14 protein-coding genes are annotated in these 16835 nt (G+C 71.1%); 11 read left to right on the forward strand and 3 right to left on the reverse strand.

All coding sequences use genetic code 11. The features are described 5' to 3' along the window. The first annotated feature begins 59 nt into the window (after positions 1-59). From G4Z16_RS19010 to G4Z16_RS19025, 4 genes are all read left to right on the forward strand, one after another. Positions 60-578, forward strand: a complete 519-nt coding sequence (locus G4Z16_RS19010) for a 2,4'-dihydroxyacetophenone dioxygenase family protein (protein ID WP_197351933.1) — start codon at positions 60-62, stop codon at positions 576-578. Continuing rightward, on the forward strand, positions 575-1069 hold the full coding sequence (locus tag G4Z16_RS19015; RefSeq protein ID WP_197351934.1) for an ester cyclase: 495 nt from the start codon (positions 575-577) through the stop codon (positions 1067-1069). Before G4Z16_RS19010 ends, G4Z16_RS19015 begins: the two co-directional genes overlap by 4 nt. Before the next feature lie 237 nt (positions 1070-1306). Beyond that, positions 1307-3490, forward strand: coding sequence for a DEAD/DEAH box helicase family protein (locus G4Z16_RS19020; RefSeq protein WP_197351935.1), 2184 nt, complete (start codon positions 1307-1309; stop codon positions 3488-3490). Positions 3491-3496: 6 nt separating this feature from the next. Further along, entirely contained in the window at positions 3497-5125 is a 1629-nt protein-coding gene (locus G4Z16_RS19025; protein ID WP_197351936.1) for an ABC transporter substrate-binding protein, read from the forward strand. A 36-nt stretch (positions 5126-5161) separates the two neighbouring features. Here G4Z16_RS19025 and G4Z16_RS19030 read toward each other — a convergent pair whose 3' ends face one another. Together G4Z16_RS19030 and G4Z16_RS19035 are read right to left on the reverse strand one after the other, a co-directional pair. After that, positions 5162-5926: an SOS response-associated peptidase gene (locus G4Z16_RS19030; protein WP_197351937.1), complete on the reverse strand. Its 765-nt coding sequence runs from the start codon at positions 5924-5926 to the stop codon at positions 5162-5164. Positions 5927-6028: 102 nt separating this feature from the next. Next, entirely contained in the window at positions 6029-7735 is a 1707-nt protein-coding gene (locus G4Z16_RS19035; protein ID WP_197351938.1) for a PucR family transcriptional regulator, read from the reverse strand. Between the two features lie 315 nt (positions 7736-8050). On the opposite strand from G4Z16_RS19035, the gene dnaK reads away from it, so the two are divergent. The 6 genes from dnaK (at position 8051) to G4Z16_RS19065 (ending at position 15072) form a co-directional block, all read left to right on the forward strand. Further along, the gene (dnaK, locus tag G4Z16_RS19040; RefSeq protein WP_197351939.1) at positions 8051-9955 is read left to right on the forward strand and encodes a molecular chaperone DnaK; all 1905 of its coding nucleotides are present in this window, start codon (positions 8051-8053) and stop codon (positions 9953-9955) included. 9 nt (positions 9956-9964) lie between these two features. Next, positions 9965-10579 (forward strand): nucleotide exchange factor GrpE, encoded by a 615-nt coding sequence (locus tag G4Z16_RS19045; protein WP_197351940.1) that lies wholly within the window; start codon positions 9965-9967, stop codon positions 10577-10579. Between the two features lie 6 nt (positions 10580-10585). Beyond that, positions 10586-11566 (forward strand): DnaJ C-terminal domain-containing protein, encoded by a 981-nt coding sequence (locus tag G4Z16_RS19050; protein WP_197351941.1) that lies wholly within the window; start codon positions 10586-10588, stop codon positions 11564-11566. Then, a complete protein-coding gene (locus tag G4Z16_RS19055) occupies positions 11563-11934 on the forward strand; it encodes a chaperone modulator CbpM (protein WP_246530942.1) in 372 nt (123 codons plus the stop codon). The genes G4Z16_RS19050 and G4Z16_RS19055 overlap by 4 nt, the downstream gene beginning before the upstream one ends. Further along, positions 11925-14588, forward strand: a complete 2664-nt coding sequence (clpB, locus tag G4Z16_RS19060) for an ATP-dependent chaperone ClpB (protein ID WP_197351942.1) — start codon at positions 11925-11927, stop codon at positions 14586-14588. The genes G4Z16_RS19055 and clpB overlap by 10 nt, the downstream gene beginning before the upstream one ends. 91 nt (positions 14589-14679) lie before the next feature. Beyond that, positions 14680-15072 carry a DUF2267 domain-containing protein gene (locus tag G4Z16_RS19065; RefSeq protein ID WP_197351943.1) on the forward strand — a complete coding sequence of 131 codons (393 nt, stop codon included), beginning with the start codon at positions 14680-14682 and terminating at the stop codon, positions 15070-15072. 123 nt (positions 15073-15195) lie between these two features. Here G4Z16_RS19065 and G4Z16_RS19070 read toward each other — a convergent pair whose 3' ends face one another. Next, complete coding sequence (locus G4Z16_RS19070) at positions 15196-15732, reverse strand: DUF488 domain-containing protein (RefSeq protein ID WP_197351944.1); 537 nt, start codon at positions 15730-15732, stop codon at positions 15196-15198. Between the two features lie 287 nt (positions 15733-16019). Here G4Z16_RS19070 and G4Z16_RS19075 point away from each other — a divergent pair, with 287 nt between their 5' ends. Then, positions 16020-16799 carry a uracil-DNA glycosylase gene (locus G4Z16_RS19075; protein ID WP_197351945.1) on the forward strand — a complete coding sequence of 260 codons (780 nt, stop codon included), beginning with the start codon at positions 16020-16022 and terminating at the stop codon, positions 16797-16799. Positions 16800-16835 lie beyond the last annotated feature (36 nt).

Here is a 16835-nt window from a genome sequence, read left to right on the forward strand (position 1 = left end):
GAGGGACTTTCCGGACACGCCCCAGCGCCTGGCAGCGAGGCCGACGAAGGGAGAAGACCGTGAGCGTCACCGAGCAGTCCGAGCCGGCATATCTGGCGACGGAGCGGCGACTCGACCGGGTGCGCGACGAGTTCGCGCTCCAGGAGGGGTACGTGGGCTCGTCCGAGGACGTCTCGCCGTGGGTCCCGTTCGTGGAGAACGTCTGGATCCGCCATCTGACCTTCGACATCCGCAACAACTCCGCGGCGAACGTGCTGTGGGTCGAGTCCGGCGGCACCCTGGGCCGTCACCGCCACCGTGGACCGGTGTCCGGCTATGTGATCGAGGGCAGTTGGCGCTATCTGGAGTACGACTGGATCGCGGGCCCCGGCGACTTCGTACGGGAGAGCCCCGGCCGCTGCCACACGCTCGTGTCCGACGAGGGCATGAAGACGATGTTCTGGCTCAACGGCGCCCTCGAATTCCTCGACGAGGACGACCACATCATGGAGACGGTCGACGTCTTCTGGTTCATCGACCACTACAAGAGCCACTGCAAGGCGAAGGGACTCCCCGTCAACGAGCGGCTGTTCCTGTGAACACCGCCGCATCCGGCCTGCCGCAGGCTCCCGGGGACAGGTTGCCCGGGACCGGGGCCTCGCAACTGCGGGAGCGCCGGGCCCGGTTGGTCGAGCGGCACGTCGCCGTCGAGAACGACCACGACGTGCAGGGCATCATCGACACATTCCACCGGCCCCACTACGAGCTCGTCGCGCTGGGCGAACCGACCGACAGCGAACAGGCGGTCCGCGATCTGTGGCACGAACAGTTCGCGGCCTTCCCGGACTTCCACGTCGAGGTCCTCTCCACGCACCACGCCGACGACGTCGTCTTCCTCGAGGTCGAGATCACCGGGACGCACGAGGGTCCGTTCATGGGCGTACCGGCGACGGGCAGACGGGTGCGGTTCCGTGCTGCCTGCGTCTTCGAATTCGAGGGGGACCGGCTCATGAACGAGCGGGTGTACTTCGACGCCGCGACGCAGCTCCAGCAGCTCGGCGTGATGCCGCGGCCCGGCGCCCCGGACTGACGACCGGGCCTGCCACCGGCGATCCCCCCGCTGTGCCGAGGGTGCGGCGACCGGCCGACGACCGGACCGGTGGCGAAATCGTTCCGAAACGGGTCGGCACTTCACTGATTGCACGTCAACTCCCTTCCATATCAACGCTGTTCGCCCGAAGAATGGGTTGATGTTCCACTGACGTGCCTGGAACATCGATCACCAGTCACCCGCTACCGGGCGGAGAGCACTCCACGGGGGGAGTTCGTGCATGAAGACCTTGGGTTCGAGAAGCTGCTCAAGGATGAGGGCTTCTTCGCGCATCTCTTAGGGCGGTCACCGTCCGGTGCCGGCCGGGAGCCGCTGTACGGCCCCGACCTCCCGGTGGTGCTGCTCACCGGCGGCCCCGGCATGGGCAAGGGCCGGCTGCTGCGCGCGGTGCGGGACAGCTTCGCCAGCAAGGTGCCGGTGATCCATCTGGACTGCGCCTCACCGGTGTACGAGGCACGGGCGGCTCGTCAGCCGGACGCCCGCTCAGCGGTGACTGAGGCGCTGCTCGAGGTTGCCGAGCGTTTGTGCACGTGGCAGGGGCCCGGCGGCTCTTTCGCGTTTCCCCGGCTCTTCGCGGGTCTCGCAGTCATCGCGACCGGAGCCACGGACGGCACCCCCGCGGCGGTCGCGACCGAGGTCGAACGGTACGCGGAACTGCCCCAGAGGGGGCGTCTGCGCAGCCTGGGTACGGGTGACTTCTGGAAGGGCGTGACCCGCGGAGTCGCACGGAACCTGCTGACGGCCCTGGCCGGCCAGCAGCTCGACCCGTACTCCGCTGCCGTGACCAGCGCGCTGCTCGACGCCCTCTTCGAGCCGCTTGCTCCGCGGGGCAGGGTGGAGCTGGCGCGGATCTACGGCTCCTACACCGGCGCCGCCGGCCAGCCCAGGCACGGGCTGAGGGATCTCGCGGCCGATTTCCGGGCCGGCGGACAGACGCGGAAGCTTGCGGAGGGCTTTCTCTTCCGGGCTCTGCGCGAGGACTTGGAGGGTGCCTACCCGACTGCGTCCGGCTGGCTGCGCCGGGTCGGGCGCCCGGCGCTGCTGCTGGACCACTCCGAGTCGCCGCTCGGGGAGCTCCTGCTGAGATCCGTGCTCACCGACCGCCGGGACGGGCAGCGCGACCGGGTGGTGATCGTGGGCACGGCGCGCAGAGCGGACGGCGGCACCTTCCTGCACGGCGGCCTGCCACCGGACTCCGTGCGGCCACCGGCGAGCTTCCGTCCCGCCGACGGCCCTCCGGAGCAATGGGTCCGTAAGGACAGAGGGTCCGCCACGGCGCCTCTGGCCGACGGCGTGCTGCTGCTGCGAATGCCCTTCCTCACGGGGGACGAGCAACGCCGGGAGACCGAGAGCCGGCAAGCGCCCTCCGAGCCGGAAGGCAGCGCGAACCGCCTCCGCATCGACAGCGCCGTGGAGCGGCTGAGCGGTGGACGGCCCCACACGGTGATCCGGCTGGCTGCCGCTGCCGCCGCCTTCCGCATGCCCGCGGACGCCAACGACCGGGACCTGCTGGACGCCCCGTTCCGGCTTCCCGGCGACGACGCCTCCGATCGGCCCGTCGCCGACGTACTGCTCAAGGAGCTGGTCCAGGACCAGCTGCCGGTGAGGCTGCGGAGTGAGCACCTCCCACACTGGCTCGATCTGCTCACCCACCTGTCGGTCGCGCACGACGAGGAGTGCGCGGACGTCCTGCTCCGCCACCATCAGGCGGGCCACGTACACGACTTGACGGCGCATGACGTGTCGGCGCTGCTCGTGGACACCGGCTGGTCCAGCTGCGAACGCCATTTCATCGGGGACTTCGGTCTGCGTCAGCTGCTGGTGCACCGGCTGTACGGTCTGCGTCCCGGCGGAGCCGCCTGGTACGCCGACCACCACTTGCTGCGGGACCACTACGCGGGACGGGCGGCGGCGGACGAGGAGGCACGGGACGAACGGGCGCCGGAGGAGCGGGCGTTCCGTACGGTCACGGCGCATCGGATGAACCACCACCTGGTGTCCGGCGGTGTGGACGACGTGGTCGGCCATCTGGCCGACACGCTTCCCGGACGTCCACGTGAGTGGTGCGCGGAGCTGCTGGACATCGCCCAGGCGCCGTACCCGGGCGGCACGGACAACCGGCGGGAGCGCGCCCTGGGCCTTGCCGACATGGGCGGACCGGCGCTGCGCCGCACCGTCGACGAGCTGCTGCACGCGGTGTGGCTCTGCGAGGAGCGGACCAGGCCGACCGGACCGGAGACGGCCCGCACGCTGACCGAGCTCTTCTCCAGCCTCTCGCGCATGGACTTCGAGGGCGCGGGACAGCTCCGCAAGACGGCCACGCACTGGAGTGAACTGGCCGCGAACGAGCAGCCGTTGCTGCGCTGCACCTGTACCGAACAGCTGGGGCGAAGGAGATGACGGGGGATGCCCAACTGGAAGAAGATCCTCTACGCGCTGCTGGGCGTGGGGGCGGCGACGGTGTTGGTCTGGTTCGGTCTGTCCTTCCTCCAGAAGCCGGAGATGTGCTTCGAGGGCGTCGAGCGGATCGGCGACGAGTGCGTCGGCGTCAACGGCGAGGGATACGACTTCGGCACGCCTGAGATACGCGAGGTGTCCCGGGCCATCGCACGCGAGAACAAGAAGATCGACGGCCAGCCGCACGTCACGGTCGCGGTGATGCTGCCGCTCCAGTCGGACCAGGCGACGCTGCGCCGGCAGATGCGCAGCGATCTCCAGGGCGCGTATCTGGGCCAGCGGGAGGCCAACGAGGGCGAGGGGGAGCCGCCGAAGATCCGGCTGGTTCTGGCCAACCCCGGGCTGTACTACGGGCACCAGGACAAGGTCGTGGGCACCCTGCTGCGGATGGCCGACTCGGAGAAGGACCGGCTGCGCGCCGTCACGGGGTTCAACCTCAGCCTCGACGAGACCGAGGCGGCCATCGAGCGTCTGACGAAGCACAAGGTCCCGGTGCTCGCCTCCCGGATCAGCGGGGACCGTATCGCCAACGAGGACCGGAAGGACGGGACGGCGAAGCTGCGGTTCCCCGGCCTCGCGCGGATCATCCCCACCAACCACGACGCCGCTCAGGCCCTTGCCAACTTCAACGGCGAACGGGGCCGGGAGGACCGCAAGACGGTCCTGGTCTACGACAAGCGCAGCGACGGCTACAACGAGTCGCTGGCGAAGGCGTTCAGCGGGATCGACGAGAAGGGCCCGCCCGGCCCCGCCGCGATGCCCTTCGAGTCCCCGGCCATCGACGAGCCGGGCTCGACCGGCAACCAGTTCACGCAGACCGCCAACAACATCTGCGACTCCGGCGCCGACACCGTCTACTTCGCGGGGCGCACCCTGCATCTGCGGATCTTCGCGCTGAAGCTCGCCCAAGTGGAGTGCAAGCACCGGCACTACACCATCGTCAGCGGCTCCGACGCCGCGTCGCTGCGGCTGGGCATGACGGAGGAGAAGTGGGCGCGGCTGCGGGGCGAGGACGGGAAGCCGAAGGTGACGGTGCAGTACGCCGCTCCCGCGCACCCGGACGCCTGGCGTTCCGAGATGGCCGACTGGAAGAAGAAGTGGGACGAGGACCACGACCGGCAGCCCGCCAAGGACGAGCTGCCCCAGTACCTCACCGAGCCCGGAGCGGCCCTGGAAGACCTTGAGCAGCGGATACGCAGCACGCGCGACGAGGGCGTCCGGATCGGCTCCGTCCCGGACCTGGAGGACTCCCGGACGATGCTCGTCTACGACGGGCTCGTCACCATCGGCAAGGCGCTGCACCAGGCGCAGAAGGGCGGCGCCGAGGCGGTGCCCGGGCGTGAGGACGTCGGCGGGCAGTGGTCGCTGTTCCACTCCCGGCACCGGGTGCCGGGCACGAGCGGCCTGATCTGCCTCACCAGCGGCGGCAATTCGTACGACAAGCCGGCCGCGGTGGTCGAGCTGGACCCGGGCCGGGAGGGCCGCGGCAAGCTGAAGTTCGTCGGCCTCGGCTGGCCGGCCGGCAAGGAGCAGCCGAAGAACTGCGTGATCCCCAGCGGACAGTCGGGCGCTCGCTAGGCCGGAGGGCTCGGGTCGAGGGCTCAGGACGAGGGCTCAGGACGAGCGATCCGGGCCCTCGTCCTGGTCACCCGTGTCGGCCGGGTCCAGCAAGTGGGGATTGTTGTTGCGGACGTTGTTGACCGCCGTGGACACCGGGCGGGCGTCCAGTTCGCCCCCGGCGGGGGAGGTCAGGAGTCCGCGGAGCTCGTCCGGGTCCTCGTGCGCGGGGTCGAGCCAGGCGGCCTGGTCGGCGGGGTCGATGGCCAGGGGCATCCTCGGATGGACCCTGCCTGCCGCGTCGGTGGCCTCGGTGGTGATGATCGTGCAGGTCCTCCACCAGGCCTGTGGGTCGTCCTTGTCGCGATCGGGGTCCCGCCAGATCTCGTACAGCCCCGCCAGCGCCATCACCTGCCCGTCGTGGGGGTGGATGAAGTAGGGCTGCTTGTACGCCTTGTGGGTCTCGGTCGCCGGGACGGACTGCCACTCGTAGAAGCCGTCGGCGGGCAGCAGACAGCGGCGCTTGGCGAACGCGCGGCGGTAGGCCCGCTTCTCGTGGACGGTCTCCATCCGGGCGTTGATCATCTTCGCGCCGACGGCCGGGTTCTTCGCCCAGAACGGCACCAGGCCCCAGCGCAGCGGACGCAGTTGCCGCTCCACCGCCCCCGTCTCACGGTCGGCCTTCTCCAGGACGGCCCACACGTGGTCGGTGGGAGCGACGTTGTAGTTCGGATCCAGGGCCGACTCGCGGTCCCACTGGTCGACGTCGAAGAGACCGGCCAGGTCTTCCGGACTGCGGGTCGAGGCGTATCTGCCGCACATGCGTCCACCCTGCCACGCCGGTACGACATGTGACCGCCCGTTGCCCGCTGCGGTCACCGCGCACACCCGGCGGCGCACATCGCGCTCCGGCTCCCGGCCCGTTCAGGCCGAGGCGTCCACGACCTGCCAGATCCTGGTCGCGACGTGGAGGTTGAGGCGTGTGTCGGGCTCAGAGAGGTCGTGGCCGCTGACCTCCCGTATGCGGCCGAGCCGGTAGCGCAGGGTGCTGCGGTGGATCATCAGCACGGCGGCGGCGGTGTCGTAGTTGCCGCCGCAGTCGAAGTAGAGGGACAGGGTCCTCACCAGGTCGGTGTGGTGCTCCGCGTCGTAGTCCTGCAGCGGGCCGAGCCATTCGCGTACGAACTCCTCGGCCTTCCGCTGATCCTCACCGGAGGCGAGGATGCGGTAGAACCCCAGCTCGTCGTATGCGGTGGCGCCCTCGGGGGTGCTGGAGTGACGCCGGAACTCCGACGCGCGCACCGCTTCCTCGTAGGAGCGGGGGAAGGCCGCCGGAGAGTCGGCCCGCCCGCCGATGCCGACGCTTCCGGCCCCGGAGTCCAGTGCCTCCGCCACGGCTTCGTGCAGGGCGTGCGGCGCAGCCGCGCCCTGTACGGCCAGCACCGTGGTCCCCGAGCGGCGGCCGAGCAGGAATTTCAGGCCGAGGCCGGTGGCCGAGCGCCCGACGGCGTCGGCGACGGCGTCCGTCGGCTTGTCCTCCCACTGCACGACCACGACGCGGTGCGGTCCGTGCAGGTCGTGCCCGACGGCTTCGGAGCGTGCGTAAGCCCCGGCGTCGTCCGTCCCGATGATCAGGTCCTCGACGAGCTCGCGGCGCAGCCGCAGCTCCGTCTCCGCCAGACGCCGCTGGTGGGACATCTCCAGGGCCAGCGCGACGCAGGCGTGGTCGAGCACGAACTCCTCGTGTGCCCCGGCGGTCCTGCCGGGGTCGATGAGCGAGATCGTTCCGAACACCTTGCCGCGGTGCTGGGCGATGCAGGTGAGGCGGCTTCCCGCACGTACGGGGCCGGCGCGCCGCATGCCGCTGTGCACTTCCTGCTCGTGCCGCACGAGCCCGGGCTCCGGGTACGGGTCCGGGCGGCCGGGGCCCGACCAGACCCGCAGGTTCCCGAAGGGGTCCTCGATGGCCACGGGGAGGCCGGTGAAGGCGCGGACCATGTCCGCGATGCCTTCCTCGCTCTCGGCTGAGGCCTGGCTGAGGCCTTCGTGGACGGACTTCTGGAACTCCAGCTCCGCCACCGACTCGCGCAGCTGGGCGATCGCCTTGCCGCGGTCGTGGTGGGCGCGGCGCAGCGCCGAGGCGTGCTCCCGCTCCGCCCTGCGGCCCGCGGCGTTGCCGAGGGCCGCCGAGGTCTGCTGCGCCAGTGCCCGGATCAGGAAATGCTCCTCGTCGGAGATCCGGGTGGCCGCGCTGACCACGAGATATCCGATCGTGGTCCCCGCCGGGCGCAGCGCGATGGCTTCGCACCAGTTGCGGCCCGGCACCCGCACGATCCCGTCTTCGGCGCCGAGAGCAGCCACCTGGTCGTCCAGGTCCGTGCCGGGCGCTCCGTCCCGTTCGTCAGGAGCGCGCACCCACCCGTCCTCGCCGCGCAGATAGCCGGCTTCAGCGGTGCATGGTGCGAGGGAGGCCACGGCGGCCATGGCCAGGTGCAGGACGTCCTCCTCGTCGCGTCCCTCGAACATCGCGATCGAGAGCAGGATGAGGTCCCGAAGACCGTTCGGGCCCTCCGTGCCCCACGTGGCGGGGGCGGGAAGGCTCTGCCGCTGCTTCGTGGGGTCGACGCTCATGGGTGGCCCCCATGTCTCCTCGTGCCGCTTCGCCCCTTCCCGCCTTTCAGGCTAGTCAAGGCGCGAGCCGTCCGCCTGTTCGTGGCAGCGGCGGCGCTGCCCCCGCCAGGGCGACCCGCCGGCCGTCTCTTTGCCCGGGGAGGCCCAAGCGCCGCCTTTTCCCGTCCCGCACCGTTGATGGCGAGCGCCGGCATCGCGCGGGCCGAAGGCGGTGGCGGCGGGCCCGCCTGGGAGGACCAGGGGAGCCCTCGCAGATGCCGCCGCGTGAGTGACGGCTTCCGGCCGGTAAATGACCGCTGGAGGAGGAGGCACCTCATGGGCAGGGCAGTGGGCATAGACCTCGGCACCACGAACTCGGTCATCGCCTATTGGGAGGGCGGGGAAGCGTCGGTCGTCCCGAACGCGGAGGGGACCCGTACGACGCCGTCCGTGGTCGCCTACACCGACACAGGGGAGCGGCTGGTCGGGCAGCTGGCGCGACGTCAGGCGATTCTCAACCCCAAGGGCACGATCTACTCGGCCAAGCGCTTCATCGGCCGCAACTACGAAGAGGTCCCGGACGAGGCCAAGGCCGTCGCGTACGACGTCGTCGAGGGCGAAGGCGGTGTCGCGCGCTTCGAGGTACGGGGGAAGCAGTACGCGCCGGAGGAGATCAGCGCGCAGGTCCTGCGCAAGCTCGCGGACGACGCGGGGAAGGCCTTCGGCGAGAAGGTGACCGAAGCGGTGATCACCGTCCCGGCGTACTTCAACGACTCGCAGCGCACGGCCACGAAGGACGCGGGCCGCATCGCCGGGCTGGAAGTCCTGCGGATCATCAACGAACCCACCGCCGCCGCCCTCGCCTACGGCATGGACAAGAAGGAGCACGAGAGCGTGCTCGTCTTCGACCTCGGCGGCGGAACGTTCGACGTCAGCATCCTGGACGTCGGCGACGGCGTCGTGGAGGTCCGGTCGACCGCCGGAGACGGCCACCTCGGAGGCGACGACTTCGACCGGCGGCTCGTCGATCACCTCGCGGACGCGTTCCAGCGGGACAACGGCATCGACCTGCGCAACGACCCGCAGGCGCTCCAGCGGCTCTTCGAGGCGGCGGAGAAGGCCAAGACGGAGCTCAGCTCGGTCACGCAGACGCAGGTCAGCCTGCCCTTCATCACGGCGGACGCCGCAGGCCCGAAGCATCTGACGGAGACGGTGATGCGCTCCACGTTCGAGCAGATCACCGCCGACCTCGTCGAGCGCTGCCTGGATCCCGTGAAGCAGGCCATGGCCGACGCGAAGATCACCGACAGCGACATCGACGAGGTCATCCTCGTGGGCGGCTCCACGCGGATGCCCGCGGTGCAGGCGCTCGTCCGCCGCCTCACCGGCGGCATGGACCCGAACATGAGCGTCAACCCCGACGAGGTCGTCGCCGTGGGTGCCGGCATCCAGGCAGGTGTGCTGAAGGGCGAGGTCAAGGACGTCCTGCTGCTGGACGTCACTCCGCTCTCGCTCGGCGTGGAGACGCGCGGCGGCGTGATGACGAAGATCATCGAGCGGAACACCACCATTCCCGTCCGGCGCTCCGAGACCTTCTCGACGGCCGAGGACAACCAGCCGGCCGTGGACGTCGTGGTGCTCCAGGGCGAACGGGAGAACGCCGCCGACAACCGGGTGCTGGGCCGGTTCCAGCTCACCGACATCCGGCCCGCGCCACGTGGCGAGCCCCAGATCGAGGTCATCTTCGACATCGACGCCAACGGCATCCTCAACGTCACCGCGCGCGACCGGGACACCGGCGCCGAGCAGGGCATCACCATCAGCGAGAGCTCGAATCTCGACCGCGGCGAGGTCGAGAAGATGGTCACCGAGGCCGAGCGCAACCGCAGCGAGGACCAGGCTCTCCGCCAGGCCGTGGACGCCCGCAACGAGTTGGACACCGTCGCGTACCAGGTGGAACGCCGCCTTGCGGAGCTGGGCGACGACGCACCCCAGCACGAGAAGGCCCGTGCGGAGATGCTCGTCGCCGACGCCCGGAGGGCCGTTGAGCAGGGGGAGGAGATCGAGGGCGTCCGTTCGCTCACCTCGGAGCTGCAGCAGCTCTTCCACGCGCTGGGAGCCCGTGGAGCGGCGCCCGCATCCGGAGCGGCCTCGACCGACGGATCGTCCCCGGAGGGCAGGCCCGGCGAGGGCACCTCGGGCGACGACGACGTCGTGGACGCCGAGTTCGACAAGGGCTGAGGCGGTGCCATGCCGAAGGACAACGACCCCACGGAAGCGGAGTTCCCGCTGGACGAAGGGGACAGGGCCCACGAGCCCGACGTTCCCCGCGAGGGCGACGGCGGCGCGCAGCAGGCCGCCGGGGAGCCCGAGGCACGGACCGAGCCGGAGGCACGGGCCGAGCCGGGAACCGAGGCCGAGGCCGAGCCACAGGCGGAGATCGTGGAGGAGCTCCGCGACCGCTGGCACAGGGCCCTGGCCGACGCGGACAACCTGCGCAAGCGCCACGTCCGCGAACTCGAGCGCGAACGTGCTGCGGAGCGTGCCCGTACGGCGGCCGCGCTGCTGCCCGTCATCGACCACCTGGAGATGGCCCTCGAACACGCCGAGTCCGAGCCGTCGTCCGTGATCGAAGGTGTCAGGGCCGTACGGGACCAGGCCGTCGGCACCTTCGAGAAGCTGGGATTCGTCCGCCACGAGGAGACCGGCGTGCCCTTCGACCCGGCCCGTCACGAGGCGGTGAGCACCGTCGAGGACGACGGGTCCGGGCCCGGTGTCGTCAGCGAGGTCCTGCGCCCCGGATACGGCGACGGCCCGAGCCAGCTGCGTCCCGCGGCCGTCACCGTCACCGCGCGGCAGGAGTGACCTGCCATGGCTCAGGACTACTACGACGTGCTCGGCGTGTCCCGCGACGCGAGCGCCGACGAGATCCAGCAGGCCTACCGGCAACTGGCCAGGAACTACCACCCCGACGTCAACACGGAGCCGGCGGCGGAGGAGCGCTTCAAGGAGCTCAACGAGGCCTACAGCGTTCTCTCCGACCCCAAGAGCCGCACGCGGTACGACCGTTACGGACCGGCGTTCCGTCAGATCCCCGAGGACTACGACGAGCGTGTGGCCGCGGGAGCCGGCGCGGGCGCGGGTGCAGGCGCGGGAGCCGGGGCCGGCTGGGCCGGTGGACGGCGGGGCCGCGGCCCGCGTGTGCGGGTCTCGGAGGACCTCGGCGACGGTTTCGGGCCGTTCCAGGACGTCGGGGTCGACTTCGAGGACCTCTTCGGTTCGATGTTCGGCGCGGGCGGCGCCCGCGGACCCGTTCGAGGCGCGGACCAGGAGGCGGAGATACCGCTGAGCGTCGAGGACGCCTACCGAGGGGGACGCCGGAGCATCACCCTCAGCGGGGTGGAAGGAGCCCGCACCTACGAGGTGAACATCCCCCGCGGCGTCGTCGAAGGTCAGCGCATCCGGCTCGCGGGCGAGGGCGGCAGGGGCAGTCAGGACGCCCCGGCCGGCGACCTGTTTCTGCGGGTGCGGATCACCCCGGACCGCCGCTTCCGGCTCGATGGCCGCGACATCCACGTCCAGCTGCCCGTCACGCCATGGGAGGCGGCGCTCGGCGCGACCGTCCCGGTGCCCACTCCCGACGGGCCGGCGAAGGTCACCGTCCCCGGCGGATCCTCCAGCGGCAGACGTCTCCGGTTGCGCGGCGAAGGCATGCCCGACCCCGGCGGGACCCCCGGCGACCTCTACGCCGAGCTGCGCGTCATGGTGCCGCCCGAACCGGACCGCCGCGAACGCGAGCTGTTCGAAGAGCTCGCCGCCACCTCCGACTTCGACCCGAGGAGGCAGTCATGACGACGCCACGGTCGAGGTTCACCGCGCCCCGCGCCGGCAGCGGTGCCGAACGGCCGTCCTACGTACTGGCCCCCGTGCACCGGCTCAGCCTGGAGACCGTCGCGCGCCGCTCGGGGCTGCACCCGGAACTTGTGCGGCGGTTCGTCGCGCTCGGCCTGCTCGACGACGTGCACCGCGACGCCGAGGGCCGTCTGTGGTTCCCCGCGTCGGCGCCCCTGATTCTTGCCCGCATCCAGCGGCTGCGAGCCGGTTTCTGTCTGAACTACGCCTCGCTGGGGCTGGTCCTGGAACTGCTCGACCGCATCGCCGAGCTCGAGGCCCGGCTGCGCCGCAGCGGCGTGAGGAGTGATGACTCGCCATGGACATGAATCGCCTGACCCAGAAGTCACAGGAAGCGCTCCAGGAAGCCCAGTCGACGGCGACACGGCTGGGGCAGAGCGAGGTCGACGGCGAGCACCTGCTGTCGGCCCTCCTCGGTGCGGGCGACGGCCTCATACCGCGCCTCCTGGAACAGGCCGGCGTCGACGTCCCGGCGCTGAGGGAGGACGTGGAGAGCGAACTGGCCCGCAAACCCAGCCAGACCGGTGCCGGCGCCGGAGCCGCCTCCGGCCAGGTGTATGTGACGCGCGGACTGGCGAACCTGCTGGAGGCCGCCGACCAGGAGGCCCGCAGGCTCAAGGACGAGTACGTCTCGGTCGAGCATCTGCTGCTCGCGATGACGGACGAGGGCTCCGCGACCGGAGCGGGACGGACCCTCAAGGAACACGGCGTCACCCGTGACGCCTTCCTCGACAGCCTCACCCGGGTCCGCGGCAACCAGCGCGTCACATCCGCGACCCCCGAAGGGGCGTACGAGGCGCTGGAGAAGTACGGCCGCGACCTCGTCGACGAGGCACGGGGCGGGACCCTCGACCCGGTCATCGGCCGGGACGCGGAGATCCGCCGCGTGACCCAGATCCTCAGCCGGAAGACGAAGAACAACCCGGTGCTGATCGGGGACCCGGGCGTCGGCAAGACCGCCGTCGTCGAAGGTCTGGCGCAGCGCATCGTCAGCGGGGACGTTCCCGAGGGTCTGCGGGACAAGACGATCTTCTCCCTGGACATCAGCGCGCTCGTCGCCGGAGCCAAGTACCGCGGCGAGTTCGAGGAACGGCTCCAGGCCGTGCTCGCCGAGGTGAAGGCCGCCGAGGGCAGCATCCTGCTCTTCGTCGACGAGCTGCACAACGTCGTCGGTGCGGGCGGATCGGAGGGCGCGGTGGACGCGGGCAACATGTTCAAGCCGATGCTCGCGCGCGGCGAGCTGCACATGATCGGTGCGACGACGCTGGCCGAGTACCGCAAGCGCGTCGAGTCGGACGCCGCACTGGAGCGCAGGTTCCAGCAGGTCGTGGTGGACGAGCCGTCGGTCGAGGACACCGTCTCGATCCTGCGCGGGCTGCGCGAACGGCTGGAGATCTTCCACGGCGTCAGCATCCAGGACACAGCACTGGTCGCCGCGGCCACGCTCAGCCACCGGTACATCTCCGACAGGTTCCTCCCCGACAAGGCCATCGACCTCGTCGACGAGGCGTGTGCCCGCCTGCGTACGGAGATGGACTCGATGCCCGCTGAGCTGGACGGGCTGACCCGCCGCGTCACACGCCTGGAGATCGAAGAGGCCGCGCTCTCCAAGGAGTCGGACCCGGCCAGCACCGCGAGGCTGGAGGAGCTGCGGCGGGAGCTGGCCGATCTGCGGGCCGAGGCGGACGCCGGGCAGGCCCAGTGGGAGGCCGAACGCCAGGCGATCCGCAGGGTGCAGGAGCTGCGCGAGGAACTGGAACGGATGCGCCAGGAGGCGGAAGAGGCCGAGCGCTCCTACGACCTGAACCGGGCGGCCGAACTGCGTTACGGCAAGCTCACCGAGCTCGAACGCAAGCTGGGCACGGAGGAGGAGCAACTGGAAGCCAAGCAGGGCGAGTCGCGGCTGCTGCGCGAGGTGGTCACCGAGGACGAGATCGCCGAGATCGTCGCGGCCTGGACCGGTATCCCGGTGACACGTCTCCAGGAGGGCGAGCGGGAGAAGCTGTTGCGGCTCGACGACATCCTGCGGGAGCGGGTCGTCGGGCAGGACGAGGCCGTGAGCCTGGTCGCCGATGCCGTCATCCGGTCCCGGTCGGGCATCCGCGACCCCCGGCGGCCCATCGGGTCCTTCATCTTCCTCGGGCCCACGGGCGTCGGGAAGACGGAGCTGGCGAAGGCCCTCGCGGCCGCGCTCTTCGACTCCGAGGAGAGCATCGTGCGGCTCGACATGAGCGAGTACCAGGAGCGGCACACCGTCAGCCGTCTCGTCGGCGCACCTCCTGGATACATCGGCTACGAGGAGGGCGGTCAGCTGACCGAGGCGGTGCGGCGCAAGCCCTACTCCGTCGTGCTCTTCGACGAGATCGAGAAGGCGCACGCCGACGTCTTCAACACCCTCCTCCAGATCCTCGACGACGGAAGGATCACGGACGCGCAGGGGCGCACCGTCAACTTCCGCAACACCGTCGTCATCCTGACGTCCAACATCGGCTCGGTGCACCTGCTCGACGGCGTCACCGCCGAGGGGCAGATCAAGGCGGATGCCCGCAGCCGCGTCATGGACGAGCTGCGCGGCCACTTCCGGCCCGAGTTCCTCAACCGCGTCGACGACGTCGTGCTCTTCAGCCCGCTCGGCCAGGAGCAGATCGAGCAGATCGTCGAGCTCCAGTTCGACGAACTGCGCTCCCGTCTTGCGGAACGCAGGATCAGCGTCGAACTGACCGAGGAGGCACGCCGGCTGATCGCACGCCAGGGGTACGACCCCGTGTACGGGGCCCGGCCGCTGCGCCGCTACATCTCGCACGAGGTCGAGACGATCGTCGGCCGCGCCCTGCTGCGGGGCGCCGTCGAGGACGGCGCGTCGGTCCTCGTCGACGCGGCCGACGGGGAACTGTCCGTCACCTACGAGTCGCCGGAGGCCGGGGCCCGGGGCGGCGACGACTCCCTCGCCAGGGCGGCGTGAGTGCGATGGGCACGGACGGAGTTGCCACCGGGCGCCGGCACTGACGGGAGCTCTCACGAGCTGTGTGATCGGGAAGAGAGAGGGGTCCGTGATGAAACGCGACGCATTCCTTGCCCGGGTCCGCGAGCGCGGCGAGTACCACGACCACGCAGAGGCTCTGCGGATCAGCGAAGCGGTCCTCGGCGTGCTCAGCTCCCGGATCACCGGGGGAGAGGCGAAGGACCTGGCGTCCCAGCTGCCCGCGCCACTGGACGCGGCACTACTGAAGGGGACCACCGAGGCGGCCGAGTCGTTCGGCGTCAACGAGTTCCTCCGCCGGGTCGCCGAGCTGACGGGAGCCCGGCCCAGGACGGCCGAATGGGACGCCGGTGCTGTCCTCTCCACACTCGCCGAAGCGGTTTCGGGAGGGGAGTTCAACCAGCTCCTCACCCAGCTGCCCTCCGGCTACGCGGCGATGTTCGGGGAGCCCGAACTGAGCGGCTGAGCCGGGCGGTCCCCCGCGGGCCGTTCCCAGGGCGCCGGGGCGTCCACCGGCGGGCGTCTCCTGGTGGGTGGCGGTGGCGGCGCCCCGTACGAGCCGTGCGCCCGAGGCGAGGCACGCCACGCCTCACAGCCGGTCGTACACGAGAAGACCGTCGTCGCGCAGCCGCGCGCCCTGGGCCGGGGGGTGCTCGGTGAGCCGCCCGTCGTGCGCCAGGTGCAGCACGGGCGTGCCGCGTGCCAGGACCGCGAAGTCCGCGATGATCCGCCTGTGGCAGCGCCACCACAGCGACTCCGCGCACATCACCGCCGTGCGTTCCGTCCGGGAAGCCTGCCGCAGCAACTCGTCCATGGCCGCGAGGAATCCCGGGTCCCGCGTGTAGCCGGCGTAGCCGCGGAACTGGGCGTGCTCCCAGAAGATGTCCTCGGAGCCCGGCGCCGCTTTGCGGAAGCCGCCCAGCCGCTTCTCCCACCGGTACTCCAGCCCCGCGGCCGGCATCCACTGCGCCATCAGCTCCCGCCGGGCGTCGGGGTTGCGGCGGCTTCCCGGCGCCGTACGCACATCGACGACGGCGGCGACGCCCGCTCCCCGGAGAAGAGCGGTGATCTCATCGCGGGTGGCGAGGCCGTGGCCGAAGGTCACCAGCGGGGCGGCCTCGGTCACCGGATCCGGTTGGGCATCGGCAGCACGGCGGGCATGGCGGTGTCACGCTCGAGGAGTTCCCGTGGGCGCGTGTCCGACGAGAGCATTCGCATGGGACCGAGTGTGCCAGCGAGCCGCGGACCTCCGCCCGACGGAGAGCCGAAGGACCGGCGAAGGCCGGTCGAAGACCGGTCGAGGAGCCGGTCGAATACGACCAGACCGGTCAAGGCCCGGCCGATGAGACCCGCTGAGAACCGGGCCACAGAGACCAGCCGACGAGCCCGGACGAGGAGGACGAGGAGGACGTGGTGCCGGCGTCGTCAGCTTCCGCACGGCCCGAGGAGGCCCCCGGCTTCCCCGCGGCCACCGCCCCTCGCGCGGTGAGCACCGCCGAACTCGACGCGGCGGTGCCCACCTGCCGTGCCTGCCCGCGGCTGGTGGCCTGGCGCGAGGAGGCGGCCCGTACGAAGCGGAAGGCTTTCCTCGACTGGGAGTACTGGGCCCGCCCGGTCCCCGGATTCGGCCCGCCGGACGCCCCGCTGGCGATCGTCGGACTCGCACCGGCCGCACACGGTGGCAACCGCACCGGCCGTGTCTTCACCGGTGACCCCTCCGGCGACGCGCTCTTCGCCGCCCTGCACGACGTCGGTCTCGCCTCGCAGTCCACCGCCACTCACCGCGGCGACGGCATGGAGCTGTACGGCGTACGGATCACCATGCCCGTGCACTGCGCACCGCCCGACAACCGGCCCAGCACCACCGAGCGCGACACGTGCCGCCCCTGGCTCGCCCGCGAGCTGGAGCTTCTGCGCCCCACTCTGCGCACCGTCGTCGTGCTCGGCGGCTTCGGCTGGCAGGCGCTGCTTCCCGTGCTCGCCGACGCGGGCTGGCGGTTGCCACGCCCCCGCCCGGCGTTCGGGCACGGCACAGAGGTGCTGCTCGGCGACGAGCGGGGCGAGGGCGAGCTGCGGCTGGTCGGCTGCTACCACCCGAGCCGGCGCAACATGTCCACGCGCACGGTGACCCCCGAGATGCTCCGCGACGCCCTGCGCCGCGGAGCGGAGACGGCGGGGCTGCCGAGGCCGTGACCTGCCCGGGGTGCGGACGCGATCACCGTGGCCGCT

The sequence above is a fragment of the Streptomyces bathyalis genome (genome assembly GCF_015910445.1).
Taxonomy (GTDB): Bacteria; Actinomycetota; Actinomycetes; order Streptomycetales; family Streptomycetaceae; genus Streptomyces; species Streptomyces bathyalis.

Coding starts and splice junctions, on each gene's coding strand:
- clpB (WP_197351942.1), top strand. CDS start 11,925: ATGGACATGAATCGCCTGACCCAGAAGTCACAGGAAGCGCTCCAGGAA.
- G4Z16_RS19050 (WP_197351941.1), top strand. CDS start 10,586: ATGGCTCAGGACTACTACGACGTGCTCGGCGTGTCCCGCGACGCGAGC.
- dnaK (WP_197351939.1), top strand. CDS start 8,051: ATGGGCAGGGCAGTGGGCATAGACCTCGGCACCACGAACTCGGTCATC.
- G4Z16_RS19065 (WP_197351943.1), top strand. CDS start 14,680: ATGAAACGCGACGCATTCCTTGCCCGGGTCCGCGAGCGCGGCGAGTAC.
- G4Z16_RS19045 (WP_197351940.1), top strand. CDS start 9,965: ATGCCGAAGGACAACGACCCCACGGAAGCGGAGTTCCCGCTGGACGAA.
- G4Z16_RS19030 (WP_197351937.1), bottom strand. CDS start 5,926: ATGTGCGGCAGATACGCCTCGACCCGCAGTCCGGAAGACCTGGCCGGT.
- G4Z16_RS19035 (WP_197351938.1), bottom strand. CDS start 7,735: ATGAGCGTCGACCCCACGAAGCAGCGGCAGAGCCTTCCCGCCCCCGCC.
- G4Z16_RS19055 (WP_246530942.1), top strand. CDS start 11,563: ATGACGACGCCACGGTCGAGGTTCACCGCGCCCCGCGCCGGCAGCGGT.
- G4Z16_RS19025 (WP_197351936.1), top strand. CDS start 3,497: ATGCCCAACTGGAAGAAGATCCTCTACGCGCTGCTGGGCGTGGGGGCG.